At 74.2% G+C, this 25,543-nt stretch carries 26 protein-coding genes; 20 read left to right on the top strand and 6 right to left on the bottom strand.

The genetic code is table 11. The features are described 5' to 3' along the window. Positions 1-96: 96 nt before the first annotated feature. From AC1DT4_RS11040 to AC1DT4_RS11015, 6 genes are all read left to right on the top strand, one after another. Positions 97-708, top strand: coding sequence for a nucleoside/nucleotide kinase family protein (locus tag AC1DT4_RS11040; protein ID WP_477089834.1), 612 nt, complete (start codon positions 97-99; stop codon positions 706-708). 68 nt (positions 709-776) lie between these two features. Further along, positions 777-1,940, top strand: coding sequence for an alanine racemase (gene alr, locus AC1DT4_RS11035; protein WP_477089833.1), 1,164 nt, complete (start codon positions 777-779; stop codon positions 1,938-1,940). Beyond that, positions 1,937-2,470 (top strand): tRNA (adenosine(37)-N6)-threonylcarbamoyltransferase complex ATPase subunit type 1 TsaE, encoded by a 534-nt coding sequence (gene tsaE, locus AC1DT4_RS11030; RefSeq protein WP_477089832.1) that lies wholly within the window; start codon positions 1,937-1,939, stop codon positions 2,468-2,470. Before alr ends, tsaE begins: the two co-directional genes overlap by 4 nt. Positions 2,471-2,474: 4 nt before the next feature. Then, positions 2,475-3,257: a tRNA (adenosine(37)-N6)-threonylcarbamoyltransferase complex dimerization subunit type 1 TsaB gene (gene tsaB / locus AC1DT4_RS11025; RefSeq protein ID WP_477089831.1), complete on the top strand. Its 783-nt coding sequence runs from the start codon at positions 2,475-2,477 to the stop codon at positions 3,255-3,257. Then, complete coding sequence (gene rimI / locus AC1DT4_RS11020) at positions 3,254-3,730, top strand: ribosomal protein S18-alanine N-acetyltransferase (protein WP_477089830.1); 477 nt, start codon at positions 3,254-3,256, stop codon at positions 3,728-3,730. Before tsaB ends, rimI begins: the two co-directional genes overlap by 4 nt. After that, positions 3,727-4,566 (top strand): sulfurtransferase, encoded by an 840-nt coding sequence (locus AC1DT4_RS11015; RefSeq protein WP_477089829.1) that lies wholly within the window; start codon positions 3,727-3,729, stop codon positions 4,564-4,566. Before rimI ends, AC1DT4_RS11015 begins: the two co-directional genes overlap by 4 nt. Positions 4,567-4,595: 29 nt before the next feature. Here AC1DT4_RS11015 and AC1DT4_RS11010 read toward each other — a convergent pair whose 3' ends face one another. After that, complete coding sequence (locus AC1DT4_RS11010; RefSeq protein ID WP_477089828.1) at positions 4,596-5,237, bottom strand: malonic semialdehyde reductase; 642 nt, start codon at positions 5,235-5,237, stop codon at positions 4,596-4,598. Between the two features lie 88 nt (positions 5,238-5,325). Between AC1DT4_RS11010 and tsaD the strand changes: the two genes are divergently transcribed. Next, positions 5,326-6,366, top strand: coding sequence for a tRNA (adenosine(37)-N6)-threonylcarbamoyltransferase complex transferase subunit TsaD (tsaD, locus tag AC1DT4_RS11005; protein WP_477089827.1), 1,041 nt, complete (start codon positions 5,326-5,328; stop codon positions 6,364-6,366). 66 nt (positions 6,367-6,432) lie between these two features. Here the strand turns inward: tsaD and AC1DT4_RS11000 are convergent, their stop codons facing one another. Together AC1DT4_RS11000 and AC1DT4_RS10995 are read right to left on the bottom strand one after the other, a co-directional pair. After that, positions 6,433-7,581 carry a glutamate--cysteine ligase gene (locus AC1DT4_RS11000; RefSeq protein ID WP_477089826.1) on the bottom strand — a complete coding sequence of 383 codons (1,149 nt, stop codon included), beginning with the start codon at positions 7,579-7,581 and terminating at the stop codon, positions 6,433-6,435. Beyond that, positions 7,581-8,762, bottom strand: coding sequence for a class I SAM-dependent methyltransferase (locus AC1DT4_RS10995; RefSeq protein WP_477089825.1), 1,182 nt, complete (start codon positions 8,760-8,762; stop codon positions 7,581-7,583). Before AC1DT4_RS10995 ends, AC1DT4_RS11000 begins: the two co-directional genes overlap by 1 nt. Positions 8,763-8,979: 217 nt before the next feature. Between AC1DT4_RS10995 and groES the strand changes: the two genes are divergently transcribed. Further along, the gene (gene groES, locus AC1DT4_RS10990) at positions 8,980-9,276 is read left to right on the top strand and encodes a co-chaperone GroES (protein ID WP_477089824.1); all 297 of its coding nucleotides are present in this window, start codon (positions 8,980-8,982) and stop codon (positions 9,274-9,276) included. Between the two features lie 178 nt (positions 9,277-9,454). Here groES and AC1DT4_RS10985 read toward each other — a convergent pair whose 3' ends face one another. Then, a complete protein-coding gene (locus tag AC1DT4_RS10985) occupies positions 9,455-9,751 on the bottom strand; it encodes a WhiB family transcriptional regulator (RefSeq protein ID WP_477089823.1) in 297 nt (98 codons plus the stop codon). 248 nt (positions 9,752-9,999) lie between these two features. Here AC1DT4_RS10985 and AC1DT4_RS10980 point away from each other — a divergent pair, with 248 nt between their 5' ends. The 4 genes from AC1DT4_RS10980 (at position 10,000) to AC1DT4_RS10965 (ending at position 14,093) form a co-directional block, all read left to right on the top strand. Further along, positions 10,000-10,911, top strand: coding sequence for a MerR family transcriptional regulator (locus tag AC1DT4_RS10980; protein ID WP_477089822.1), 912 nt, complete (start codon positions 10,000-10,002; stop codon positions 10,909-10,911). A gap of 222 nt (positions 10,912-11,133) precedes the next feature. Beyond that, the gene (locus tag AC1DT4_RS10975) at positions 11,134-11,805 is read left to right on the top strand and encodes a helix-turn-helix transcriptional regulator (RefSeq protein WP_477089821.1); all 672 of its coding nucleotides are present in this window, start codon (positions 11,134-11,136) and stop codon (positions 11,803-11,805) included. Positions 11,806-11,844: 39 nt separating this feature from the next. Continuing rightward, positions 11,845-13,356, top strand: coding sequence for an IMP dehydrogenase (guaB, locus tag AC1DT4_RS10970; protein ID WP_477089820.1), 1,512 nt, complete (start codon positions 11,845-11,847; stop codon positions 13,354-13,356). 5 nt (positions 13,357-13,361) lie between these two features. Next, positions 13,362-14,093 carry a class I SAM-dependent methyltransferase gene (locus tag AC1DT4_RS10965; RefSeq protein ID WP_477089819.1) on the top strand — a complete coding sequence of 244 codons (732 nt, stop codon included), beginning with the start codon at positions 13,362-13,364 and terminating at the stop codon, positions 14,091-14,093. Positions 14,094-14,099: 6 nt separating this feature from the next. On the opposite strand, the gene AC1DT4_RS10960 is transcribed toward AC1DT4_RS10965, so the two are convergent. Beyond that, the gene (locus AC1DT4_RS10960) at positions 14,100-15,674 is read right to left on the bottom strand and encodes a helix-turn-helix domain-containing protein (RefSeq protein ID WP_477089818.1); all 1,575 of its coding nucleotides are present in this window, start codon (positions 15,672-15,674) and stop codon (positions 14,100-14,102) included. A 112-nt stretch (positions 15,675-15,786) separates the two neighbouring features. Then, positions 15,787-16,506, bottom strand: a complete 720-nt coding sequence (locus tag AC1DT4_RS10955) for an exonuclease domain-containing protein (protein WP_477089817.1) — start codon at positions 16,504-16,506, stop codon at positions 15,787-15,789. A gap of 168 nt (positions 16,507-16,674) precedes the next feature. Here AC1DT4_RS10955 and AC1DT4_RS10950 point away from each other — a divergent pair, with 168 nt between their 5' ends. The 8 genes from AC1DT4_RS10950 (at position 16,675) to AC1DT4_RS10915 (ending at position 25,530) form a co-directional block, all read left to right on the top strand. Next, positions 16,675-17,799: a GuaB3 family IMP dehydrogenase-related protein gene (locus AC1DT4_RS10950; protein WP_477063896.1), complete on the top strand. Its 1,125-nt coding sequence runs from the start codon at positions 16,675-16,677 to the stop codon at positions 17,797-17,799. Positions 17,800-18,089: 290 nt separating this feature from the next. Further along, complete coding sequence (locus AC1DT4_RS10945) at positions 18,090-18,851, top strand: DeoR/GlpR family DNA-binding transcription regulator (protein ID WP_477089816.1); 762 nt, start codon at positions 18,090-18,092, stop codon at positions 18,849-18,851. Then, positions 18,848-19,795, top strand: a complete 948-nt coding sequence (gene pfkB, locus AC1DT4_RS10940) for a 1-phosphofructokinase (protein WP_477089815.1) — start codon at positions 18,848-18,850, stop codon at positions 19,793-19,795. Before AC1DT4_RS10945 ends, pfkB begins: the two co-directional genes overlap by 4 nt. A 1-nt stretch (position 19,796) precedes the next feature. Continuing rightward, positions 19,797-20,252: a PTS sugar transporter subunit IIA gene (locus AC1DT4_RS10935; RefSeq protein ID WP_477089814.1), complete on the top strand. Its 456-nt coding sequence runs from the start codon at positions 19,797-19,799 to the stop codon at positions 20,250-20,252. Next, a complete protein-coding gene (locus AC1DT4_RS10930) occupies positions 20,249-21,760 on the top strand; it encodes a PTS fructose transporter subunit IIC (RefSeq protein WP_477089813.1) in 1,512 nt (503 codons plus the stop codon). Before AC1DT4_RS10935 ends, AC1DT4_RS10930 begins: the two co-directional genes overlap by 4 nt. 56 nt (positions 21,761-21,816) lie before the next feature. Next, positions 21,817-22,095 (top strand): HPr family phosphocarrier protein, encoded by a 279-nt coding sequence (locus AC1DT4_RS10925; protein ID WP_370504995.1) that lies wholly within the window; start codon positions 21,817-21,819, stop codon positions 22,093-22,095. After that, a complete protein-coding gene (gene ptsP, locus AC1DT4_RS10920) occupies positions 22,092-23,807 on the top strand; it encodes a phosphoenolpyruvate--protein phosphotransferase (RefSeq protein WP_477089812.1) in 1,716 nt (571 codons plus the stop codon). The genes AC1DT4_RS10925 and ptsP overlap by 4 nt, the downstream gene beginning before the upstream one ends. 91 nt (positions 23,808-23,898) lie before the next feature. After that, complete coding sequence (locus AC1DT4_RS10915; protein WP_477089811.1) at positions 23,899-25,530, top strand: succinic semialdehyde dehydrogenase; 1,632 nt, start codon at positions 23,899-23,901, stop codon at positions 25,528-25,530. Positions 25,531-25,543: the final 13 nt, after the last annotated feature.

The following is a 25,543-nucleotide window of genomic DNA, read 5'->3' as shown; positions in this document are numbered from 1 at the left end:
CGGACGCGCCGCGCACCGCGCCAACCCCGGCGGCCCGATCGGCGCACGCGACGTCGCCGAGGCCCTGCCCGGCACCATCGCGGAGCTGCTGGGCGCATGACGCTGCCGCCCGACCTCGTCGCCCGCGTCGAGGCCCTCGCGAGCGGGCCGCGCCGGATCCTCGGGATCGCCGGGGCGCCCGGTGCCGGCAAGTCGACGGTCGCGGCGGAGGTGGTCGCGGTCGTGGGTGCGGCCGCCGTCGTGGTCCCGATGGACGGGTTCCACCTCGCGCAGACCGAGCTCGAGCGGATCGGGCGCGCCGACCGCAAGGGTGCACCGGACACGTTCGACGCCGACGGGTTCGTCGCGCTGCTCGCCCGGCTCCGGCAGCCCGGTCGGACGGTCTACGCCCCTGAGTACCGCCGCGACCTGCGCAACCCGGTCGCGGGGGCCATCGCCGTGCCGCCCGAGACGCGGCTGGTCGTGGTCGAGGGGAACTACCTGCTGCTCGACGACCACGGCTTCGGGCCCGTGGCCGGCCTGCTGGACGAGTCGTGGTTCCTGGCGCCCGACGACGCACTCCGCCTCGACCGGCTGGTGGCCCGGCACGAGGCGTTCGGGAAGTCGCCCGAGGCCGCGCGCGCGTGGTCGCACGGGCCGGACGAGAGCAACGCGCGCCTCGTCGCGGCGACCGCGGCGCGGGCCGACGTGGTGGTGCCGATCGCGTGACGGCCGCGGCCGCCCGGTCGCCGGCCGGTCGACGTGCCGCACGCGCGGACGGTGCGACACTGGGCGCCGTGAGCTCGTACCCCGCGCAAGCCGTCGTCGACCTCGCGGCCGTCCGCGCCAACGTCCGGTCGCTGGCCGCGCACGCCCCCACCGCCCAGGTCCTGGCCGTCGTCAAGGCCGACGGCTACGGGCACGGGCTCGTCCCGACGGCGACGGCTGCCGTGGCCGGCGGCGCCACCTGGTTGGGTGCCGCGCAGATGGACGAGGCCCTCGCCCTGCGGCGGAGCGGCATCGTCGCCCCGCGCGTGCTGACGTGGCTCTACGCGCCCGGTGCGCCCCTGCGGGAGGCCGTCGACGCTGAGATCGACGTCTCCGTGTCGGCGCCGTGGGCGCTCGACGAGCTGGCCGCGGCGGCACGGGCCGCGGGACGTCCGGCTCGTGCCCACCTGAAGGTCGACACGGGCCTGGGGCGCAACGGGCTGACGCCCGACGACCTGACGGCGCTGCTGCCCGAGGTGCTGCGGCTGCGGTCCGAGGGTGCGGTCGAGGTGGTCGGCCTGTGGAGCCACCTGGCGTTCGCCGACGAGCCCGAGCACCCCACGGTCAAGCTCCAGGCCGAGGTGTTCGCCGACGCCCTGCGGACCGTCGAGCGGGCGGGCGTCGCGCTCGAGGTGCGCCACCTGGCCAACTCCGCCGCCACCCTGACCGCGCCCGGCATGCACTACGACCTCGTCCGGCCCGGCATCGCGGTCTACGGGCTGTCGCCGGTCCCGCAGCTGGGGGGCCCCGACGACTTCGGGCTGGTGCCGGCGATGACGCTCGAGGCCGAGCTCGCCAACGTGAAGTCCGTCCCCGGCGGGCACGGCGTCTCCTACGCGCACCAGTACGTCACGCCGCACGACACGGTGCTCGGCCTCGTGCCGCTCGGGTACGCCGACGGCATCCCGCGGCACGCCTCCGGCACGCAGGACCACCCCGGTGGCCCGGTGCGCGTGGGCGCCCGCACGCTCGGCGTGGCCGGGCGCGTGTGCATGGACCAGGTGGTCGTGGACCTCGGCCCGGACGCGACCGAGCGCGCGGGAGACCGCGTCGAGCTCTTCGGCACCGGGCAGGACGGCGGACCGACCGCGCAGGACTGGGCGGAGGCCGCCGGCACCATCTCGTACGAGATCGTCACCCGGATCGGGTCCCGCGTCCCCCGGGTGCACGTCGACAGCGAGGCCGCCTCGTGAGCGCTGTGACCGTCCGCCTGCCGGACGCCGACGCGACGCGCGCCTACGGCCGTGCGCTCGCGGAGGTGCTGCGCGCGGGAGACCTCGTGGTGCTCACCGGCGATCTCGGGGCGGGCAAGACGACCCTGACGCAGGGCATCGGCGCGGGCCTGCAGGTGCGCGGGCAGGTGGCATCGCCGACGTTCATCATCGCGCGCGAGCACCCGCCGCTGGCCCGCGGGGACGGCCGGCGGGGCCCGGCCCTCGTGCACGTCGACGCGTACCGGCTGGGGTCGCTCGAGGAGGTCGACGCGCTCGACCTCGACGCGAGCCTGGACGAGGCCGTGACGGTGGTGGAGTGGGGTGAGGGCTGGGTCGAGTCGCTGGCGCAGGACCGGCTCGAGGTCACGCTGCAGCGACCGCGCGGGGGAGCGCTGGCCGACGACGACCTGGACGACGCCGCGGCCGGCGAGCGGGTCGTCACGGTGCGGGCGGTCGGCGCACGCTGGGCGGACGTCGTGCTGCCCGACGCCCACCCGCTGGCAGGCTGAGACCGTGCCCGTCATCGCGCTCGACACCTCCGCCGCCGTCGCGGTGGCCCTGACCGACGACGCCGGCGAGGTGCTCGCCGCGCGCTCCGACGCGCAGCAGCGCCACCACGCCGAGCTGCTCACGCCGATGATCGCCGCCGTCCTCGCGGACGCCGGCGTGGACCGGCGGGAGCTGACGTCCGTCGTCGTCGGCACCGGTCCCGCGCCGTTCACGGGGCTGCGGGTGGGCCTGGTGACCGCCCGTACGCTGGCGCTCGCGCTCGGCATCCCGGTGCGCGGGGTGCCCAGCCTCGACGCCGTCGCGGCCCGGGCGTCGCGCGTCCTGCCGGCGGGCACGGACGTGCTCGTCGCCACGGACGCACGGCGGCGCGAGGTGTACTGGGCGCTGTACCGGCTGGTCGAGGCCGGGGCGATCGAGGTGCTCGCGGCACCGGAGGTCGCCGCAGCGGCCGACGTCGCCGCGGACCCGCGCACGCACGGGGCGCTGGCGATCGGGCGCGGGGCGGACCTGTACGCCGACGTCTTCTCCCGCCGTACACCGCTGACCGAGCCCGGCCCCATCGTCACCGCCGGCGCGTCGTTCCTCCCCGGCGAGCCCGCGATGCCGCCGACGGGCGACGCCGCCCCCGACCTGGAGGGCTTCGGACTGTTGGACCCCGACCCCGCCGAGCTCGCCCGGCTGGCGCTCCGCCGGGCGGCGGCCGGTCTGGTCCTCGAGACCGAGCCGCTCTACCTGCGTCGGCCCGACGCCGTCCCGCAGGCGGCGCGCAAGCGCGTGCTCGGATGACCGAGCAGCCCGACGACGTCGTCGTGCGCACGCTCGCCCCGGCCGACCTACCGGACCTGGAGCGCATGGAGGTCGAGCTGTTCGGGCCGGCGGCGTGGTCGCCGGAGAGCCTCGCCGCCGAGATCGGCGGACCCGGCCGCTGGTACGTCGGCGCCACGGTCGCCGGGCGGCTGGTCGGGTACGCGGGCCTGTGGTTCGACGGGTTCGACGCCCAGGTCATGACCATCGGCACGGACGAGCGGTTCCAGGGCCGCGGCCTCGGCCGTCGCATGCTCGACAACCTGCTCGACCGCGCCCGCACGCTGGGCGCGGCCGTGGTGCTGCTCGAGGTCCGGGTGGACAACGACCCGGCCATCCACCTGTACGAGAGCGTGGGCTTCGAGCGGCTCGGCATGCGCCGGGCGTACTACCAACCGGGCAACATCGACGCGTGGACCATGCGACTGGACCTGCGCGCGGGGAGGCAGGCATGACGAGGGACGCCGTGATCGTCGACGCCGAGGCGCTGGCGGCGGCGCTCGCGGGCGACGAGCCGCCGGTGCTGCTCGACGTCCGCTGGGCGCTGGGCCAGGCGGACGGGCACGAGCGCTACCTCGCGGGGCACCTGCCGGGCGCGGTGTTCGTGGACCTGGAGACCGAGCTCGCCGCGCCCGCGACGCCGCAGGACGGGCGGCACCCCCTGCCGGGACTCGGGATGCTCGAGGCCGCGGCGCGCCGGTGGGGGATCACGTCGGACCGGGCCGTCGTCGCGTACGACGCGGTCGGTGGCACCTCCGCGGCGCGCGCCTGGTGGCTGCTGCGCTGGGCGGGCCTGGCCGACGTGCGGCTGCTCGACGGCGGGATCGCGGCCTGGACCGCCGCGGGGCTGCCGCTCGAGGCCGGGGTGGTCGTGCCYGAGCCCGGCGACGTGGTGCTCGAGGAGGGCGCGCTGCCGACGGTCGACGCGGACGACGCGGCCGCCTGGACCGGCGCGCTGCTCGACGCCCGCGCGGCCGAGCGGTACGCGGGCGAGGTCGAGCCCGTCGACCCCCGGGCCGGCCACATCCCCGGGGCGATCTCCCGGCCGACGGTCGGGAACCTGGGCGCGGACGGGACCTTCCTGCCCGACGACGCGCTCCGCGCGCGGTTCGCCGACCTCGACGGACCGGTCGCCGTCTATTGCGGCTCCGGCGTCACGGCGGCGCACGAGGTGGCCGCGCTCGCGTCGATCGGCGTCGAGGCGGCGCTCTACCCGGGCTCGTGGTCGCAGTGGTCGAACGACCCCGCGCGCCCGGCGGCGACGGGGATGCAGGAGGCCGCGACCCCGTAGGGGACGCGGCCTCCGGAGGAGCGGGTCGGTCAGACGGTGAGCGACGCCTGGTCGTAGGCGAGGCGCTCGCCGCGCGGACGGGTGGTGCTGGCGCCCGCGAGGTGGCCGACGTTGACGACCAGGAGCGACTTCCAGCCGTTCTCGGCGAAGAACTCCTCGTCGATGCCGGCGGCGTCCATGCCGCCCATCGGTCCGGCGGCCAGGCCGGCGGCGCGCAGGCCGACGATCAGGTAGCCCGCCTGGATCAGGGCATTCGTGCGCGCCATCGTCTCGCGCGTCTCGGGCTGCCCCTCGAGCGAGTCGGCGAGCGCGGTCATGTGCGGCGCGAGCGTCGGGATGTGCGCGTGGAAGCCGGTGTCGGCGGCGAGCACGAGGGACACGGGGGCCGCCAGGACGCGGTCGCGGTTGCCCTCGGCCATGTGGGCCGCGAGGCGCTGACGGGCCTCGGGGGTGCGCACCACAAGCAGGCGCAGCGGGATGATGTTGAGGGCCGTCGGGCCCCACCGGACCAGGTCGTAGACCGCGGCGATCTGCTCGTCGCTGACCTCGTCGGAGCTGAACGCGGCGGCGGTGCGCGCCTCGCGGAAGAGGAGGTCGGCGACGTCGTCGCCGACGGCCAGACCGGTGGTGGAGAAGTCGAGGCCGTCCAGGACGGTGGTGTCAGTGGTCATGCTTGATTGAAGCATCAACTATCCACGATTGTTCCGGGCAGCGGTCGTGGCGGTCGTCACACCCCACGGCCCGCCTATCCTGGTGCGCATGGCTGACCCCCTCGTGCTCGGGATCGAGACCTCCTGCGACGAGACCGGCGTCGCCCTCGTCCGCGGCTACGACCTGCTGGTCGACGCCGTCGCCAGCTCGGTGGACGAGCACGCTCGGTTCGGCGGCATCATCCCGGAGATCGCGTCGCGGGCCCACCTCGAGGCGATGGTGCCGACGATCGAGCGGGCGCTGGCCACCGCCGACGTGTCGCTCGGCGAGGTCGACGCGGTCGCCGTCACGGCCGGGCCGGGCCTCGTCGGCCCCCTCACCGTGGGGGCGTCCGCCGCGAAGGCCCTCGCGCTCGCGCTGGACAAGCCGCTGTACGGCGTCAACCACGTCATCGGCCATGCGGTCGTCGACGAGCTGGTCGACGGGGCGTTCCCCGAGCGCGTCATGGCGCTCGTCGTCTCGGGCGGGCACTCGTCGCTCCTGCTCATCGACGACACCGTCAACGTCACCGAGCTCGGCTCGACGCTCGACGACGCCGCGGGGGAGGCGTTCGACAAGGTCGGGCGGCTGCTCGGCCTGCCGTACCCCGGCGGCCCGCACATCGACCGGCTCGCGCGCGAGGGAGATCCCACCGCGATCCGGTTCCCGCGCGGGCTGACCGCCGCCAAGGACCAGGCCGCGCACGCCGCCGACTTCTCGTTCTCCGGCCTCAAGACCGCGGTCGCCCGCTGGGTCGAGGCCCGTCAGGACGCCGGCCAGGAGGTGCCGCTGCCCGACGTCGCCGCGTCGTTCGCCGAGGCCGTGGCCGACGTGCTCACCGCCAAGACGATCGCGGCGTGCCGCGTGCACGGCGTCGAGACCCTGGTGGTCGGCGGCGGCTTCTCCGCGAACTCGCAGCTGCGCGACATGGCCGCCAAGCGCTGCGCCGAGGCCGGGATCGAGCTGCGCATCCCGCCGATCCGCTACTGCACCGACAACGGGGCGATGATCGCGGCCCTCGGCTCGGCCGTGGTGCGTCGCGGGCTGCCGCCGTCGTCGCTGGACCTGCCGGTCGACTCCTCGATGCCGCTGACGACTGTGCTGGTCTGAGGACTCGCCACGACGAATGCGAAGGATCCGGCCGGAATCCGGCCGGATCCTTCGCATTCGCTGCTCCTACAGCGGGCGGCCCGCCTTCAGCTCGGCGACGAGGGAGCGGACGACGGCGTCGAGCTCGCCTGCATGACGCCGGGCGACCGCGCGCTGCCGCTGGTACGACGCGCCGCGACGGAGGATCACGCGGACCTGCTCGAGCTCGGCGGCGCAGCCGAGGCGCTCCGCGACGGGGGCCAGGTCGACCAGCCAGCGGCTGACGGCGTCGGTGACCAGCTCCTCGTCGCCGGCCGCGTCGGTGATGATGATCGCGTCCATGCCGTAGCGCGCCGAGCGCCACTTGTTCTCCTGCGCGAACCAGGGCGGGAGCGTCGGCAGGGTCTCGCCGCCGTCGAGCATCGTCGAGAAGTGCTCGACGAAGCAGTGCGTGAGCGCCGAGATGGCCGCGACCTCGAGCAGGTTCGACGCGCCGTCGGCGATCCGCATCTCCAGCGTCCCGAACCGCGGCGACGGCCGCACGTCCCAGCGGACCTCGTCGAACTGGTCGATCACGCCCGTGTGCATCATGTCGCCCACGTACTGCTCGAGCTGCGACCACTCCTCGAACCCGAAGGGCAGCCCCGCGGTCGGCAGCTGCTGGAACAGGAGCGCGCGGTTGGAGGCGTAGCCCGTGTCCTTGCCGCCCCAGAACGGGGACGACGCCGACAGCGACTGGATGTGCGCGAAGACGGTGAGCATGGCCCGGGAGATCGGCAGGACCTTGGCGCGGTCCTCGATGCCGACGTGCACGTGCACCCCGTAGATGAGCATCTGCCGGCCCCACCACTGGGTGCGGTCGATCAGGGTGGCGTACCGCTGCTTGTCGGTGACCTTCTGCTGGGCCCAGTGCGCGAACGGGTGCGTGGCGCCGCCCATGAGCTCGATGCGCAGGGGCGTCGAGACGGTCCGCACCTCGTCGAGCGCGCGCTGCAGGTCGGCCGTCGCCTCGCCGATGGTCCGGCACTTGCCCGACCTGATCTCGACCGTGTTGAGCAGCAGCTCCTGCGTGATCAGCGGGTGCTCGGTGCCGTCGGCCGGCCGGACCGCTGCGAGGACCGCCTCGGCCGCCTGCCGCAGGTCGCCGGAGTCGGCGTCGACGAGGCCGACCTCCCACTCGATCCCGACCGTCGAGCGCTCCGACTGCGCGAACGGCAGGGTCACCGGCGCGGCCATCAGGCCGGCTCCACCACGAGGACCTGCTGGCTGCCGGCGACGCGCGTGAGGATGATCGTCGCCGTCGCGGCGCCGCGCAGGTCGAGCTGGCGCCGCAGCTGCTCGGGCACCACCGCCGTGCCGCGCTTCTTGATCGTCAGCCTGCCCACGTCGCGCCCCCGTAGGTAGGTGCGGAGCCGCTTCAGTCCGAACGGCATGGTGTCGAGCACGCGGTAAGCCGTCGCCGTGGGCACCGGGACGAGGGTGTCGGAGGTCACGTACGCGATGGTGGCGTCGACGAGCCGACCCCGCACCTGCGCCGCCGTCTCCCCGACGAGGCCCGCGCGGATGACCGCGCCGTCGGGCTCGTACAGGTAGCCGCCCACCGGTCCGGTCGGCGGCCGCTCGTCGGAGGTCTGCTCGACCACGTGGGCCTCGCCGTCCCGCAGCACCAGGGCCGTGCGACCGGGCCCCTCGGGCGCCAGCGGGCCGAACCAGAGGCCGACCTCGACCACGTCGCCGTCCATCGAGACCCACTGGGCGTGGGCGTCGGCCGGCAGGGCGGTGTGGGGGATGCCGGGGCCCAGCTTGAGCCCGAGCGCGGGGACCGTCGACCGCAGCGCGAGGACCGAGTCCAGCGAGGGCTCGTAGGCGGACGGGTCGAAGACGCGGCTCCCCGACGACGTCCGGCGGGCCGGGTCCGCGTACACCCCGTCGACGCCCTCTGCCTCGAGGTCGAGCGCGAGCCCGTCGCCGTGCCGCACCACGGCGTCGGGGAAGTGCCGCAGGTTCACGGTCGCGATCGCCGCGGTGGCCTCGTCGAGGTCGGTGGCCAGCACCCGCAGGCCGATGCCGGCGAACGCCATGGCGTCGGCGCCGATCCCGCTGGTGAGGTCGGCGACCAGCGTGCAGCCGGCGTCGCGGAACCGCCGGGCGTGGTGCGCCGCGACCGTCAGGCGCGTGGCCTGCTCGAGCCCGGCCGACGTGAAGAGCATGCCGTCCGCGAACGTGCCGAACTTGGCGGCGGCCTTCGCGCGCAGGCGCGACTGCGTCAGGGCGGCGGCGACGAGCGCCGGGTCGATCCCCTCGTCGCGCAGGCGTTCCGAGAGGGCCATCGTGCGGGTCTCGTCGTAGGGCGGCAGCGCCGACAGCAGGGCCCAGCCGGCCGGGCTGAGCAGCTGGGCGATGCCGTCGCGATCCATGCCGCGATCCTCGCACGCAGCGCCCCTCCCAGGGGCGGGTCCGAGCGGCGCGCTGGCACTCGCCTTGACCGAGTGCTAACCGCTTCCTAGAGTGAGTGGCTGGCACTCTCCCGGTGAGTGTGCCAGCTGCGCTCCAGGCCACGGCACCCGCGACGACGTGGCCCGACAGCGCGCACGAACCTCAGAGAACTACTCACATGCGAAGGGGAGGTCCGCTGTGTCGGTCTCCATCAAGCCCCTCGAGGACCGGATCGTCGTCAAGACGCTCGAGGCAGAGGCGACGACCTCGTTCGGTCTCGTCATCCCGGACAGCGCCAAGGAGAAGCCCCAGGAGGGCGAGGTCCTGGCGGTCGGTCCCGGCCGTGTCGATGACAACGGCAACCGGATCCCGCTCGACGTCGCCGTCGGCGACAAGATCATCTACTCGAAGTACGGCGGCACCGAGGTCAAGTACTCGGGCGAGGAGTTCCTCATCCTCTCCGCTCGCGACATCCTGGCGATCGTCGTCAAGTGATTCCGGGGGCGCACTAGTCGCCCCGCACGCAGCAGGGCCCTCACGGCGATGCCGTGGGGGCCCTGCTCGTTCTCCGACGTCCGCGCAGCCGGTGCCCCTGGCGCCGACTCTGCTGCGCGCACGAGAGAGCCCTCCCCTCGTCGTGCCGAGGGGAGGGCTCCGGTCGTCGTCTGTGCGCTCAGCCCACCCGGCTGGCGCGGCCGCGCTGGGCGAGGACCGCCGTGCGCTCGTCCTCGGACAGGCCGCCCCACACGCCGTAGGGCTCCCGGACGGCGAGCGACTGCTCGCGGCACTCCTTGATCACGGGGCACGTGGCGCAGATCGCCTTGGCCGCCTCGGCGCGGCGACGGCGTGCGGAGCCACGCTCACCCTCGGGGTGGAAGAAGAGGTCCTGGTCCTCGTCGCGGCACGCTCCGTCGAACTGCCACTCCCACAGGTCCATCACCGGTCCGGGAAGGCGCGAGATCTCGGCCATGAGTTCCTCCTCAGTCGATCCGCCGAGCCGCCGGTGGGCGACTGCGCCGGGAAGTCGTGAACACGGGAAGCCCGCCGATGAGGTCGGGGTGACGCGTTGGAGAGGACGTTACAACCGCGCCAGAAGTTGTTCAAGACCGTGTCACACATTCGTGTGATGACGCGATTGCCGACGAACGTGCAGGTCGGCGTGTCGCGCCGCGACACGCCTGGGCGGGCTGAATCGCGTCGGCCTGGCAGAATCGCGCCATGGTGACGCGCGAGGACGACGAACCGGCGGGACCGCCGACGCCCGCTCTCGCCGTCGCCGCCGTCGCGCGCCGGCTCGGAGTGGCTCCTGCGACGCTGCGCACGTGGGACCGCCGGTACGGGCTCGGCCCGTCCGAGCACTCGGCCGGTGCGCACCGCCGCTACTCGGCCGTCGACGTCGAGCGGCTCCTGGTGATGCGCCGGCTCACGCTGGACGGCGTGGCACCGGCGGAGTCCGCGCGCATCGCGCTCGCCACCGATGTGGCCGCCACGGTGTCGCCCGGCCTGCTCGACGGCGCCCCGACCCCGACCGCGCTGGTCGACGCCGCGCTCGCCGGGGACGTCGAGCGGTGCGGTCGGCTGCTCGCGCTGCAGCCGTCCGACGACGTCGTCTCGTGGTGGACCGAGCTGGTCGAGCCTGCGCTCGCCGCGCTGGCCCGGCGGACCGTCGTGGACCCGCCCGGGGTCGACGCGGTCGCCGCCGTGCACGAGGGAGTCCTCGCCGCTCTGCGGGCGCGCCCGGTGACCGCGCCGGCGCGCCGGCCGGTCGTCCTGGTGCTCGTCGCGCCCCGGGAGGTCCGGCCGCTCGTGGCGCACGCGCTGGCCGGCGCCCTGGCGGCGCGGGGTGTCGACGCCCGGATCGTGGGCGGCCCGGTGGGTGCCCACCACGCCGTCGAGCTGGCCGCGATGACGCGGACCCGCGCGGTGGTCACCCTCGGGGAGCGGGCCGACGCGGACCTCGAGGTGGTCGAGCGGCTCGCCCGCGAGCAGCCCGACCTCGCGCAGTTCGTCATGGTGCCGGAGGGGGCCGCCCTGGCCGTCCCCGTCGGCCGGTCGGTGCACCGGGCGCGCACGTTCACGGGGCTGCTGCACGAGGTGCTCGCGGTCGCGACGGCGGGTGTCGAGCGCTGAACGGACGAATCGCCGCCGCCGAGTGGGGGAGACATTCCACGCAGGGGACGCAGAGGCGGACGAAGCCCCGGCCGGAGCGGGTGGGGTTCGGCTCTGCGGCTAACTTCTGCCTGATCGTCGGCCGATAGAAGTCACGTGCCCCGGATGGGGACCGAGAGGGGAATCAACATGGCGGGAGTCGTGGTCTGTCACGGCTCGGCGGTCGTTCGTGAACGGCTCGTCGTGACCTCCATCGGCGTGCCTGCGCTCGGTCCGGTCCGTGCGGCGTCGTCGGTGGACGAGCTGCTGAGCCTGGCGCGGCGCATGCCGCCGACCGTCGTGCTGCTCGACGCGCACCTGGCTGCACCGGGGGCGATCGAGGCGATCCGTCGTCTGCGTGCGGTCGCGCCCGCCGCGGCCATCGTCCTGCTCGCGCTCCCGGACGACACCGTGGCGCTCGACCGTGCGCTCGCGCTCGGCGCCCGGGGCTTCCTGGCGCCCGACGTCGGCCGCGCCGAGCTGTCCGCCGTCGCCGCGCACGTGCTCGCCAGCCCGGTCCTGCCCGCCTCGGCCGCGCCGCGCACGCCCCCCGTCGACGTGCCCAGCCAGGGCGGCTTCCGGGGAGACGCGCGCACGCCGTCGGAGGGCGTGCCCGTCGTGGCCCCCGCCGACGCGAACGCCGCGCCGGTGGGCGTGCCCACCACGGGGGCGATCCCCGGCGTGCCCCTGACCAAGCGCGAGATCGAGGTGCTGACGGGCATGAGCCACGGGCGCTCGAACGCGCAGATCGGTGCGGAGCTGTACCTCTCCGAGGACACCGTCAAGACCCACGCGCGCCGCCTGTTCCGCAAGCTGGGCGCCAACGACCGGGCCCAGGCGGTCGCGATCGGGCTGCGCCGCGGGCTCATCCGCTAGGTCGTCGGGGATGCCCGTCAGCCCGCGTATCCTTGCGGGATGACGGAGCACTCGCCTGCCGACCCGTTCGCCCGCATCGGGCTCACCTACGACGACGTGCTCCTCCTGCCAGGGGAGACGGACGTCATCCCGAGCGAGGTGGACACCACCTCGCGGCTGACGCGCGAGATCTCCGTGCGCGTGCCGCTGCTGTCGGCCGCCATGGACACCGTGACCGAGTCGCGCATGGCCATCGCCATGGCGCGCCAGGGCGGCATCGGGATCCTGCACCGCAACCTGTCCATCGAGGACCAGGCGCACCAGGTCGACCTGGTGAAGCGCTCCGAGTCCGGGATGATCACCGACCCGGTCACGGTCGGTCCGGACGCCACGCTGGCCGAGCTCGACCACCTCTGCGGCATCTACCGCGTGTCCGGGCTGCCGGTCATCGCGGAGAACGGGCTGCTGCTCGGCATCATCACCAACCGCGACCTGCGCTTCGTGCCCGGCGGCGAGTTCGAGACCCGCCGCGTGCGCGAGATCATGACGCCGATGCCGCTGGTCACCGCGCCCGTGGGCATCGCGCGGGACGACGCCGCGGCCCTGCTGGCCAAGCACAAGATCGAGAAGCTGCCGCTGGTGGACGACGCGGGCATCCTGCGCGGGCTGATCACCGTCAAGGACTTCGTGAAGACGGAGCAGTACCCGGACGCGACGAAGGACGGCGAGGGCCGGCTCGTCGTCGGCGCCGCGATCGGCTTCTTCGGCGACGCGTGGGAGCGGGCCAGCGCGCTGGTCGAGGCAGGGGTCGACGCCCTCGTCGTCGACACCGCCAACGGCCACGCCCGGCTCATGCTCGACATGGTGCGCCGGCTGAAGTCCGACCGCGCGACCCGCCACGTCCAGGTCATCGGCGGCAACGTCGCGACGACGCCGGGCGCCCAGGCGCTGGTCGACGCGGGTGTCGACGCCGTCAAGGTCGGCGTCGGGCCGGGCTCCATCTGCACCACCCGCGTGGTCGCCGGCGTCGGCGTCCCGCAGGTCACGGCCATCTACGACGCCGCGCGCGCCTGCAAGCCGGCCGGCGTGCCGGTCATCGGCGACGGCGGCCTGCAGTACTCCGGGGACATCGCCAAGGCCCTCGTGGCCGGCGCGGACACCGTGATGCTCGGCTCGCTGCTGGCCGGCTGCGACGAGTCGCCCGGCGAGCTCGTCTTCGTCAACGGCAAGCAGTACAAGCACTACCGCGGGATGGGGTCGCTGGGCGCGATGGCGTCGCGCGGCCGGATCTCGTACTCCAAGGACCGGTACTTCCAGGCCGACGTGTCCTCCGACGAGAAGATCGTCCCCGAGGGCATCGAGGGCCAGGTGCCGTACCGCGGACCCCTGTCGGCCGTCGCGCACCAGCTCATCGGTGGCCTCCACCAGTCGATGTTCTACGTCGGCGCGCACACCATCCCGCAGCTGCAGGACCGCGGGAAGTTCATCCGGATCACCGCGGCCGGGCTCAAGGAGTCCCACCCGCACGACATCCAGATGACCGTCGAGGCGCCGAACTACACCGGCCGCTGAGCGCGTTGGCGGAGCCGGCGGACTTCTACACGGGTCTGATCGCCGAGCTCTACGGACCGCTGCGGTCGAGCGCGTCCGACCCTGCCGAGCACGCGGCGTTCATCGCCGCGTCCGGCGAGCCCGCCCTCGAGCTCGGCTGCGGGGACGGCCACCCGCTCCTCGACCTGCGCGCGCAAGGCCTGGACGTCGACGGGGTGGACTCGTCGCCGGACATGCTCGCGCGGCTCCAGCTCGCGGCCATGGCGCGCGGTCTGGCCGTCACCGTCCACCGGCAGCGCATGGAGGAGCTCGACCTGCCTCGTCGGTACCGGTCGATCTTCCTGGCCGGGCCGACGTTCAACCTGCTCCCCGACGACGACGCGGCGCTGCGTGCCCTGCGCGCGGTCCGCGCGCACCTCGCCGACGACGGGTCGGCCCTCGTCCCCCTGTTCGTGCCGGGCCCGACCCCCACGTCGGAGGTCGGCGTGTTCCGCGAGTCGTCGTCCGAGGACGGGGTCGTCCGGGTCGCGGTCGTCGCCGAGGTGCTGGACCTCGCGGCGCGCGACCGTCGGACCACCTTGCGGTACGAGCGGGTGGTGGACGGTGCGACGGAGGTCGTCGAGCGCGAGTGGCTCCTGCACTGGTACACCCGGGCGGGGTTCGAGGCGCTCGCGGTCGAGGCGGGGCTGGAGCCGACCACCATCGACGACCCCGACGACCCGGCCGCGGCGACGGTGACGCTGCGCCCGGGGCCGTGACCCGTCTCAGTCGCGGAACGTCTCGATCTGGGCACCCAGCTCCACGAGGCGGTCCTGCAGCTGCTCGTAGCCGCGGGCGATGATGTCGACGTCCCGCAGGACGGACGTGCCCTTGGCGGCCAGCATCGCGAGCAGGATGACGACCGCGGGGCGGAGCGCGGGCGGGCACGAGACCTCGGCGCCGGACCAGTGGGTCGGGCCCGTGACCTGGAGGCGGTGCGCGTCGAGCAGCCGGACGTCCGCGCCGAGCCGGGTGAGGTCGGTGAGGTGGATCGCGCGACCCTCGTAGACCCAGTCGTGGATCAGCGTGGAGCCCTCGGCGCACGCGGCGATGGCCGCGAAGAACGGCAGGTTGTCGATGTTGAGCCCCGGGAACGGCATGGGGTGGATCTTGTCGATCGGCGCGCGCAGGTCGCTCGGCAGGACCGTGACGTCGACCAGGCGGGTGCGGCCGTTGGCGGCCGAGTACTCCTCGGACAGCGTGTACTTCAGGCCCATCTCGGCGAGCGTCGCCAGCTCGATCTCCATGAACTCGATGGGCACGCGGCCGACCGTGATCTCGGACCCGGTGACGATCCCGGCCGTCAGCAGGCTCATCGCCTCCACGGGGTCCTCCGACACGGCGTACTCGACGTCGGCGTCGATGTCCGCGAGGCCGTGCACGCGCAGGGTCGTCGTGCCGATCCCGTCGATCCGGACGCCCAGCAGCTCCAGGTAGAAGCACAGGTCCTGGACCATGTAGTTCGGGCTGGCGTTGCGGATGGTGGTGACGCCCTCGCGCCGCGCGGCGGCCATGATGACGTTCTCCGTCACGGTGTCGCCGCGCTCCGTGAGGACGACCGAGAGGTCCGTGGCGCCGCCGCGGGCGACCAGCGCGTGGTAGTCGCCGGCCGTCGCCGTGACCTCGAGGCCGAACGGGCGCAGGCCGATCAGGTGCGGCTCGACGGTCCGGGTGCCCAGGTCGCAGCCGCCCGCGTACGGGAGCCGGAACTCGTCCTCCTGGCCCAGCAGCGGGCCGAGGAACATGATGATCGACCGGGTCCGGCGCGCGGCGTCGACGTCGATCGCGTCGAGCTGCAGGTGCTCCGGCACGACGATCTCGAGGTCGCGGCCGTCGGGCGACCACGTGGCGCGGACCCCGACGGAGCGCAGCACCTCGACGATGCGGTCGACCTCGACGATCCGGGCGACGTTGCGCAGTCGCGTGGTGCCGCGGTTGAGCAGGGACGCGCACAGCAGGGCCACCGCGCCGTTCTTGCTGGTGTTGACGTCGATCCGGCCGCTCAGGGTCTGGCCGCCCTGCACCCGCAGGTGGGTCCGCTGCGGCCCGCCGAGCGTGACGATGGGGGAGTCGAGCGCCGCGCCGATGCGGGTGAGCATCTCGAGGCTGACGTTCTGCGCGCCCTGCTCGATGCGGTGGATGGCCGACTGGCTGGTGCCCAGCCGCTCCGCGAGCTGGGACTGCGTGAGTCCGCGGTGCTGACGTGCCGAGCGGACGAGGGAGCCGACGTGCGCGAGCGGGTCCTGGATTATCGGGAGCGCGCCGGTGCTCGTCGTGACGGGGGTCGTCGTCGTGGTCATGGAGACGACGTTAACTCATGGATGAGATATTGCCAGTCCACTCGGCGTCGTCGAATCGGTCAGATACGTCGCGAGCGGGACCGTCGAACTCAGGCGCGATATGACGCGCGTCTCACCAGAGCGTGCCGACAGGCTCCTGAGCAGGCCAGACGGCGGACGCCCCCGGGCCGTCCAGGCCCTGCTCGGCGCGCCACGCGTTGAACCCCTCGGCCCAGGCCTGGTGCGCGGTCGACTGGTACTCGTGCAGCGTGTCGAGGTCGAGCGTCGCCAGGTGGGGGAAGCGTCCGACGATGCGCTCGAGCACGTCGAGGGTCGCGATGACGTCGACGTCGGCCGTGTGCAGGGCGCCCGACTCGACCACCTGGTAGTAGCCGCACAGGTCGACCAGCTTGCGCTTGCCGCTCCGGAGCCGGTCCTCCGCCCGGTCGAGGACCAGCGGGTCGATGACGGGGCGGGCATCGCTGCACAGCCGGTCGGGCAGGGTCCTCAGCCGGTGGCGCCGGAGCTCGGCATCGAGCAGGCACAGGTCGAACGCCGCGTTGTACGCCACGACCGGGACGCCGCCGCGGAAGGCCTCGGCCAGGTCGGCGGCGATCTCCTCGAGCGCCTCGCGCGGCGGGCGGCCGTGCTGCCGCGCGTGCTCGGTGCTCACGCCGTGGATGGCGGCGGCGGCCTCCGGGATCTCGACCCCGGGGTTGATCAGCCAGCTGCGGACGTGGGTGCCCGACTCGTCGCGGCGCACGAGCGCGGCGGTGACGATCCGGTCGTTGTCGACGTCGACACCCGTGGTCTCGGTGTCGAAGCCGAGCAGTGGCCCGTCCGTCCAGCTCATCGCGTCTCGCTCTCGTCCTGCGGCGGATCCGTGAGGCTGCTGGATCCCGTGCACGGCCAGGATGGCACCGGGCACCGACACGGCCGGGGAGGGCGCCCCGCGTGCCGCGGTTCGGCGTCCGTCCCCAGGCTGCGTCGGCGCGGGACCGCGCGCCGGTAGCCTGGTCCGGTGAGCAACGAGATCGAGATCGGCCGCGGCAAGCGCGGACGCCGCGCCTACTCCTTCGACGACGTCGCGGTCGTCCCGTCGCGGCGGACCCGTGACCCCGAGGAGGTCTCGGTCGGCTGGCAGATCGACGCCTACCACTTCGACCTGCCGATCATCGCCGCGCCGATGGACTCGGTGATGAGCCCGGCCACCGCCGTGGCTCTCGGTCAGGCCGGCGGGCTCGGGGTCCTGGACCTCGAGGGGCTGTGGACGCGTTACGAGGACCCCGCGCCGCTGCTCGCGGAGATCGCCACGTTCGACAGCGCCCGCGCGACGTCCCGCATGCAGGAGATCTACGCCGCCCCGATCCAGCCCGAGCTGATCACGGCCCGGCTCAAGGAGATCCGGGCGGCTGGCGTCACCGTCGCCGGCGCCCTGTCCCCGCAGCGCACCAACGAGTTCTGGCGGACCGTGGTCGACGCGGGCGTCGACCTGTTCGTCATCCGCGGCACGACGGTGTCGGCCGAGCACGTCTCCGGGCGCGCGGAGCCGCTCAACCTCAAGCGGTTCATCTACGAGCTCGACGTCCCGGTGATCGTCGGCGGTGCCTCCACGTACACCGCCGCCCTGCACCTCATGCGGACCGGGGCGGCCGGCGTGCTCGTCGGCTTCGGCGGCGGCGCGGCCCACACCACCCGCCTCTCGCTCGGCATCCACGCGCCCATGGCGTCGGCGGTCGCCGACGTGGCCGCGGCCCGGCGGGACTACCTCGACGAGTCGGGCGGCCGGTACGTGCACGTCATCGCCGACGGCGGCGTCGGGCGTTCCGGCGACCTGGTCAAGGCGGTCGCCTGCGGGGCGGACGCCGTCATGCTGGGCGCTGCGCTGGCGCGTGCGACCGAGGCGCCCGGTCGAGGCTGGCACTGGGGGCCCGAGGCGCACCACCCGCAGCTGCCGCGCGGGGAGCGCGTCGAGGTGGGCACCGCCGGCTCGCTCGAGCAGATCCTCTTCGGCCCGGGCCACACCGCGGACGGCACCCTCAACCTGATCGGCGCCCTCAAGCGCGCGATGGCCACCACGGGCTACTCCGACCTCAAGGAGTTCCAGCGGGTCGAGGTCGTCGTCAGCCCGTACCAGCCCCACTGACCCGCTCGGCCTCCGTCCTCGGCGGACGTCCAGTGCGACCTCGACGCCGGACGGACGTCTCGCCACGCGCATGACCGCAGACGCCCGGTGACGCCCCAAACGGGCGCACCCGGGCGTTCCTGCGTGTCCGGTTTCTTGTCGCTCCACGGCCAAGACCTGCGCTGATGTCTGTATCAACATCTGTTTGGCGCCGAAATTGTCCGAATCTCTTGACTTGACCGTGTCATCGGGCGCACTCTGGAGCCACTGGACGTCGACGACAGGGTCGGCGCAGGGACGACGGAGTCGATGTGTACGCACCGGAGCGGCACCAGCAGATCCTCGCCACGGCACGCGCCGACGGCCGGGTGGACGTCAACCGGCTGGCCGAGGACCTGGACGTCACCCCCGAGACCATCCGCCGGGACCTCACCGTCCTCGAGCGCCACGGTCTCGTGCGGCGTGTGCACGGCGGGGCGATCCCCGTCGAGCGGCTGGGCTTCGAGCCCGGCATCGCCGACCGCGAGGGCAGGTTCGCGGGGGAGAAGGAGCGGATCGCCAAGGCGGCGCTCGACGAGCTCCCCGACGGCGGGGCCGTCATCTTCGACGCCGGCACCACGACCGTGCGGCTCGCGGAGCTGCTGCCGCTGGACCGGGAGCTGACCGTGGTGACGCACGCGCTGCCCGTCGCGATGGTCCTGGCCACGCGGCCCGGCATCACGCTGCACCTCGTCGGCGGGACGGTCCGCGGTCGGACGCTGGCGGCCGTCGGCTCGTGGGCCGAGCGGGAGCTGGCCGACATCCACGCCGACGTCGCCTTCCTCGGCACCAACGGCCTGAGCGTCGAGCACGGGCTCACGACGCCGGACCTGGCGGAGGCCGCCGTGAAGCGGGCGCTCGTCGCCAACGCCCGCCGGACGGTCGTCCTCACCGACCACTCGAAGATCGGCCGCGTCGAGTTCGCGCACGTCGTGCCGCTGAGCGCCGTCGACACGGTGATCACGGACAGCGGGACGGACCCCGAGCTCGTCGACGAGCTCGAGGCCGCAGGCCCCCGGGTGGTGACCGCGTGATCGTCACGCTGACCCCCAACCCGAGCCTCGACCGGGCGCTCGAGCTCGACCGGCTGGTCGTCGGCGAGGTCAACCGTGCCGACCGCGCCCACGTCCACCCTGGCGGCAAGGGCATCAACGTCTCCCGCGTGCTGGTCCGGCACGGCGTCGAGTCTCTCGCGGTGCTGCCCACGGGCGGCGCCGACGGACGCCGCCTGGTCGAGCTGCTCGACGAGCACGACGTCCCCGCGGTCGCCGTCCCGGTCCACGGGAGCACGCGCACCAACCTCACGCTCGTCGAGCACGGCGGGACGACCACCAAGGTCAACGCCCCCGGCCCGAAGCTCACGCCCGACGAGGTCGACGCGCTGCTCGCGGCCGCCGAGCAGCAGCTGGCCACGCGTCCCCGGGCGCTGGTCGGTGCCGGCAGCCTCCCGCTCGGCGCGGGCGAGACGTTCTTCGTGCAGCTCGCCGGCCTGGCCGCTCGCTACGCGGTCCCGTTCGCGCTCGACACCTCGGGCGTGCCGCTGGCCCGGGCGATCCGCTCGGGCGGGCTCACCCTGGTCAAGCCCAACGACGAGGAGCTGGCCGAGCTGGTCGGCCGGGAGCTGGTCACCGTCGGGGACGTCGTCGACGCCTCGCACGAGGTCCTCGACGCCGGCAACCGCGCGGTCCTGGTCAGCCTCGGTGCGCACGGCGCGATGCTCGTCGTCGCCGACGGCGTCTGGTGGGCCGGCGGCCCGGTCGTCGTCCCCCTGTCCACCGTCGGAGCCGGCGACTCGACGCTCGCCGGCTTCCTCTCGGCCGAGGGCCCCGCGGGCGACCGCCTGCGCACCGCGGTCGCGTTCGGCCGGGCGGCCGTCCTGCTGCCCGGCACCGCCGTCCCCGACCCCACCGACATCGACCTGGGCGCCGTCCAGGTCGTGGAGAACCCCGATCCCCGACTCGCACTCAAGGAGCTGTGACGTGAGCACCCCACTGATCACCCCGGACCTGGTCGCCGTCGACCTGGTCGCCACGGACCGCGACGACGCGACCCGCCAGCTGATCGACCTGCTGTACGCGGCCGGCCGGGTCACCGACGCCGACGGGTTCCACGCCGACGTCCGCGCCCGCGAGGCCCAGATGGCCACGGGCATGCCCGGCGGGATCGGCCTGCCGCACGCCCGGTCGAGCTTCGTCACCGCGCCCAGCCTGGCCGTCGGCAAGGTGGCCGCCGGCGTCGACTTCGGCGCCCCCGACGGCCCGGCGACCCTGATCTTCCTCATCGGCGCACCCACCGAGGGCGACGGCGACCACCTCAAGATCCTCGCCGCGCTCGCGCGCCGCCTGGTCCACGAGTCGTTCCGCACGTCCCTCAAGGACGCCACCGACCCCGGCACCGTCGCCGACATCGTCACCCGAGAGGTGGTCCCCTCATGAAGTTCGTCGCCGTCTCCTCCTGCCCCACGGGCATCGCGCACACCTACATGGCCGCCGAGGCCCTCGAGCAGTCCGGCAAGGCCGCCGGGCACGAGGTCCACGTCGAGACCCAGGGCGCCGCCGGCTCGACCCCGCTGGACCCGGCGATCATCGCCGCGGCCGACGGTGTCATCTACGCCGCGGACCTCGAGGTCAAGGACAAGGAGCGCTTCGCCGGCAAGCCGTTCATCGACGTCGGCGTGAAGAAGGCCGTGCACGACGCCCCGGGCGTCATCGCGGCCGCGGTCGCCGCAGTCGAGGCCGGGGTCCCCGCAGGGGGCCCCGCAGCGGCCGCCGCGCCGGCCACCAAGGTCGACCGCAACGCGAGCGCCGGCACCAAGATCCGGCAGTGGCTCATGACGGGTGTCTCGTACATGATCCCGTTCGTCGCCGCGGGCGGGATCCTCATCGCCCTCGGGTTCATGGTCGCCCAGTTCGCGGGTGGCAGCGACGGGGTCGTCGAGGTGACGAGCATCCCGGTCACCCACCTGCTCAACGACTTCAACGCGACCAACGGCATGGACTGGGCCGCGCTGCTGTTCCAGACCGGCGCCGTCGCGTTCGGGTTCCTGGTCCCCGTGCTCTCCGGGTTCATCGCGTACGCGATCGCCGACCGACCCGGCCTGGTGCCCGGCTTCGTCGGCGGCGCGGTCTCCGTGGCCGTCGGCGCCGGCTTCCTCGGTGGCCTGGTCACCGGCTTCATGGCCGGGTTCCTCGCGCTGTGGATCAGCCGCTGGAAGGTGCCGAAGGGCGTGCGCGGCGTGATGCCGGTGGTCGTCATCCCGCTGCTGTCCACGTTCGTCGTCGGGCTCGTGATGTTCCTCATCATCGGCCAGCCGATCGCGAGCCTCATGAACGGCCTGAGCAGCTGGCTCAACGGACTGTCGGGCTCCAACCTGATCCTGCTCGGCGCCCTGCTCGGCGCGATGATGGGCTTCGACCTCGGCGGCCCGATCAACAAGGTCGCGTACACCTTCGCGGTGACCGGCCTGGCCACCGAGGGCCTGGCGACGGACGCGGTGCAGTACCGGATCATGGCGGCGGTCATGGCCGCCGGCATGGTGGCCCCGCTGGCCATGGCGCTCGCCACCGTCGTCCGCAAGAAGCTGTTCACGCACGCCGAGCGCGAGAACGGCAAGGCGGCCTGGCTCCTGGGCCTGTCGTTCATCTCCGAGGGTGCGATCCCGTTCGCGGCGGCCGATCCCTGGCGGGTCATCGTCTCCTCGCTGGTGGGCTCGAGCGTCACGGGCGCCCTCGTCATGGCGGTCGGCTCCGGCCAGCGTGCGCCGCACGGCGGCATCTGGGTCCTGCCGCTCATCTCCAACCCGCTCGGCTTCCTCATGGCGGTCGCCGTCGGCATGGTCGTCACGGCCGTGCTCGTCATCGCCCTGAAGAGTGCCCGGACCAACGAGTTCGTCCAGGCCGAGCAGGCCGCCGACGCCCGGGCGCTGGTCGCCACCGCCGCCTGACCCATCCACCCGCCGCCCGGCACCGTGGCCGGGCGGCCCCCCGATCGGAGAACCTCATGCCTCAGCGCACCGTCGTCGTCGCCTCCCGCGTCGGCCTGCACGCCCGCCCCGCGATGCTGTTCACGCAGGCCGTCGCCGAGACCGGGCTGCCCGTCACCATCGCCCGCCCCGGCGGTGAGCCGGTCGACGCCGGCAGCATCCTGTTCGTCATGTCGCTCGGCGTCCCGAGCGGCGAGGAGGTCACCCTCGAGGCCGAGGGCGAGGGGGCCGACGAGGCGCTCGACGGCCTGGTCGACCTGCTGGCCACGGACCTGGACGCGGAGGAGGCGTCATGAGCGCCCCCACCGTCGGCGCCCCGCACGTGCTCCAGGGCGTCGGCGTCGGGCGGCGGGCCGTCGTCGGACCCGTGGCACAGGTGCGGCCCGCCCCGCACGTCGAGCCCGACGCGCCGCTGCTGGTCGACGGGGTCCCGGCCGACGTCGCGACCGCGCACGGCGTCGTCGAGGCCGCCTTCGCCGACGTGGCCGCGGCGCTGCGGGAGCAGTCCGGGCGGTCCACGGGCACGGTGAAGGACGTCCTCGCGGCGACCGCGCAGATGGCCGACGACAAGGCGCTGCGCAGCGGCGTGCTGAAGCGGATCGACGCCGGCGAGCCCGTGGTCAGTGCGATCGACGGCGTCGTCGAGATGTTCGCGACGATGTTCGAGCAGGCCGGCGGCTACCTCGCCGAGCGGGTCACCGACCTGCGCTCGGTGCGCGACCGCGTCGTCGCGAAGGCCCTCGGGCTGCCGGCGCCGGGTGTGCCCGCGCTCGACCGGCCCTCGGTGGTCGTCGCCAAGGACCTGGCCCCCGCCGACACGGCCGCGCTCGACCTGGCCAACGTGCTCGCGATCGTCACCGAGCTGGGCGGGCCGACCGGCCACACCGCGATCATCGCCGGGCAGCTGGGCCTGCCCTGCATCGTCCGCGTCGCCGGCGCGACCGCGATCGACGACGGCACGCTGGTGGCGGTCGACGCCGCCGACGGGACCGTCACCACCGACCCCGACGACGCGCAGCGCGTCGAGCTGGAGCGGCGCGCGGCGGTCGAGAAGGCGCTCGAGTCGGACACCGCGCCGGGCGGGACCGCCGACGGCCGGGCCGTCGCGCTGCTGGCCAACATCGGCACGGCGGAGGACGCCGCGCGCGTGTCCGGCGGCGCGGTCGAGGGCGTCGGGCTGTTCCGCACCGAGGTCCTCTTCCTGGAGAGCACCACCGCCCCGACGCAGGACGCCCAGGCGGACGTCTACGCGCGGGTGCTGCGCTCGTTCGGGGACCGCAAGGTCGTCGTCCGCACGCTCGACGCCGGCGCCGACAAGCCCCTGGCGTTCGCCACCCAGCCGGACGAGGAGAACCCCGCGCTCGGTGTGCGCGGCTACCGCCTGGTCCGCACCCACCCGGAGCTTCTGGACACGCAGCTCGAGGCTCTCGCCCACGCGCAGACCGAGACCGGGACGACGCCGTGGGTCATGGCGCCGATGATCGCCACGGCCGCCGAGGCCCGGGAGTTCGCGCGGCGTGCGCGGGCCGCCGGCGTGGCGACCGTCGGCGTGATGATCGAGGTGCCCGCGGCTGCGCTGCGGGCCCAGGAGATCCTCGCCGAGGTCGACTTCGTCTCCCTGGGGACCAACGACCTCGCCCAGTACACGATGGCCACCGACCGCCTGCGCGGCGAGCTGGCGGACCTGCTCGACCCCTGGCAGCCTGCGGTGCTCGACCTGGTGGACGCCACGGCGCGCGCCGGTCGGGACGCCCGCAAGCCCGTCGGGGTGTGCGGCGAGTCCGCGTCCGACCCGGTGCTCGCGCTCGTGCTCGTCGGGCTCGGGGTGACCAGCCTGTCGATGTCCGCCGGTGCGGTCCCGGCCGTCCGGTACGCGCTCCGGCACCACACGACCTCCGAGTGCGCCACCATGGCTGCCGCCGCGCTCGCGGCACCGTCGGCGGCCGAGGGGCGCGCGGCCGTCGTCGGGCTGCTGCACGCGGACGTGCGGAAGACGCTGGGCGTGTAGGCGCCCCGACGGGTGCAGGGTGGGGGGCCGCCGACGCGCGCGGGGGCCCAGGCGCGCGGTTTCCCCAGGAGCCGCGCGTACCCTCGCCCGTATGGCGCACGACCCGGGACACATTGAGCTCCACGACCCCGAGACCGACCCGCTCGCGACGTACGTGCTCGAGCCGGACGACGTCCGCCCGCTCCTGCGACGCGTCGTCGCGTCACCCGGAGCGGCCGTGTTCACGTCGCACGCCCCGTTCACCGGCGGCCCGATCGCGGCCGTCCCGCTGTCCACCCCCGACGACGTGGCGCGCGCCGCGAAGGTCGCCCGGGCGGCGCAGCGGTTGTGGGCGGCGCGGCCCCTGCGCGACCGGACCGCCGTGCTGTCCCGGGTGCACGACCTCGTGCTCGCACGGCAGAGCGACGTGCTCGACCTCATCCAGATCGAGTCGGGCAAGGCGCGGGTCTCGGCGTTCGAGGAGGTCTGCGACATCGCCAACGTGTCGCGGCACTACGCCGCCCGGGCGGGTCGCTACCTCGCGCCGCGGCGGGTGCCCGGACTCATCCCGGGTCTCACGACGACGCGCGTCCTGCGCCACCCGGTCGGCGTGGTCGGCATCATCGCGCCCTGGAACTTCCCGCTCACGCTCACGCTCGGCGACGTGCTGCCCGCGCTGGTCGCCGGCAACGCGGTCATCCTGCGGCCCGACCCCCAGACCGCCCTCACCTCGCTGTGGGCCGCGGAGCTGCTGGAGGAGGCGGGGCTTCCCGACGGGCTGCTGCAGGTGGTCGTCGGCGACGGTCCGTCCGTCGGCGGCGCGGTGATCCAGCACGTCGACCACGTGAGCTTCACGGGGTCGACGCGGACCGGCCGGGTCGTCGCCGCGCAGGCGGGCGAGCGGCTGGTGCCCGCCACGCTCGAGCTGGGCGGCAAGAACCCCCTGTACGTCGCCGAGGACGTGGACGTCGAGGTCGTCGCCGAGGGCGCGGTGCGCGCGTGCTTCGTCGGGACCGGCCAGGTCTGCGTGAGCATCGAGCGCATCTACGTGCACGAGGACGTTGCCGAGGCGTTCACCGAGGCCTTCGTCCGGCGCACCCGCGCGCTGCGGCTCGGGTCCGGGTTGGACTACCGCTCGGACGTCGGGTCGCTGGCGTCGGCGGGGCAGCTGGCGACGGTCGTGGAGCACGTCGAGGACGCGGTCGGGCACGGGGCGACCGTGCTGGCCGGGGGAGTGCACCGCACCGACCTCGGTCCGTGGTTCTACGAGCCGACCATCCTCACCGACGTGCCGAACGAGGCGCGGCTGGCGCGCGAGGAGACCTTCGGTCCGGTCGTGTCGATCTACCGGGTGGCGTCCGACGACGAGGCGATCGCGGCCATGAACGACAGCGAGTTCGGCCTCAACGCCAGCATCTGGACCGCGGACACGCGTCGCGGCGCGGCCCTCGCGGAGCGCGTCCGCGCCGGGTCGGTCAACGTCAACGAGGGCTACGTCGCCACGTGGGGGGCCGTCGGCGCCCCGCAGGGCGGGGTGGGTGCGTCGGGCATCGGCAGCAGGCACGGACGCGAGGGCCTGTGGGAGACCACCCGGACGCAGACCGTCGCGGTGCAGCACGGTGTGCACGGCGTGCTCGGCGCTCCGGGCATCGGGCTGCACCGGCTCTTCGACCTGGGCACGGAGACGTGGCCGCGGGTCTACGCCGAGGCGCTGCGCGCGATGAAGGCGCTGCGCCTGCCCTAGCGTCGGTCTGGGG

Source organism: Cellulomonas sp. P4_D11, from assembly GCF_056401915.1.
This window is presented reverse-complemented; position numbering and strand designations above follow the sequence as displayed.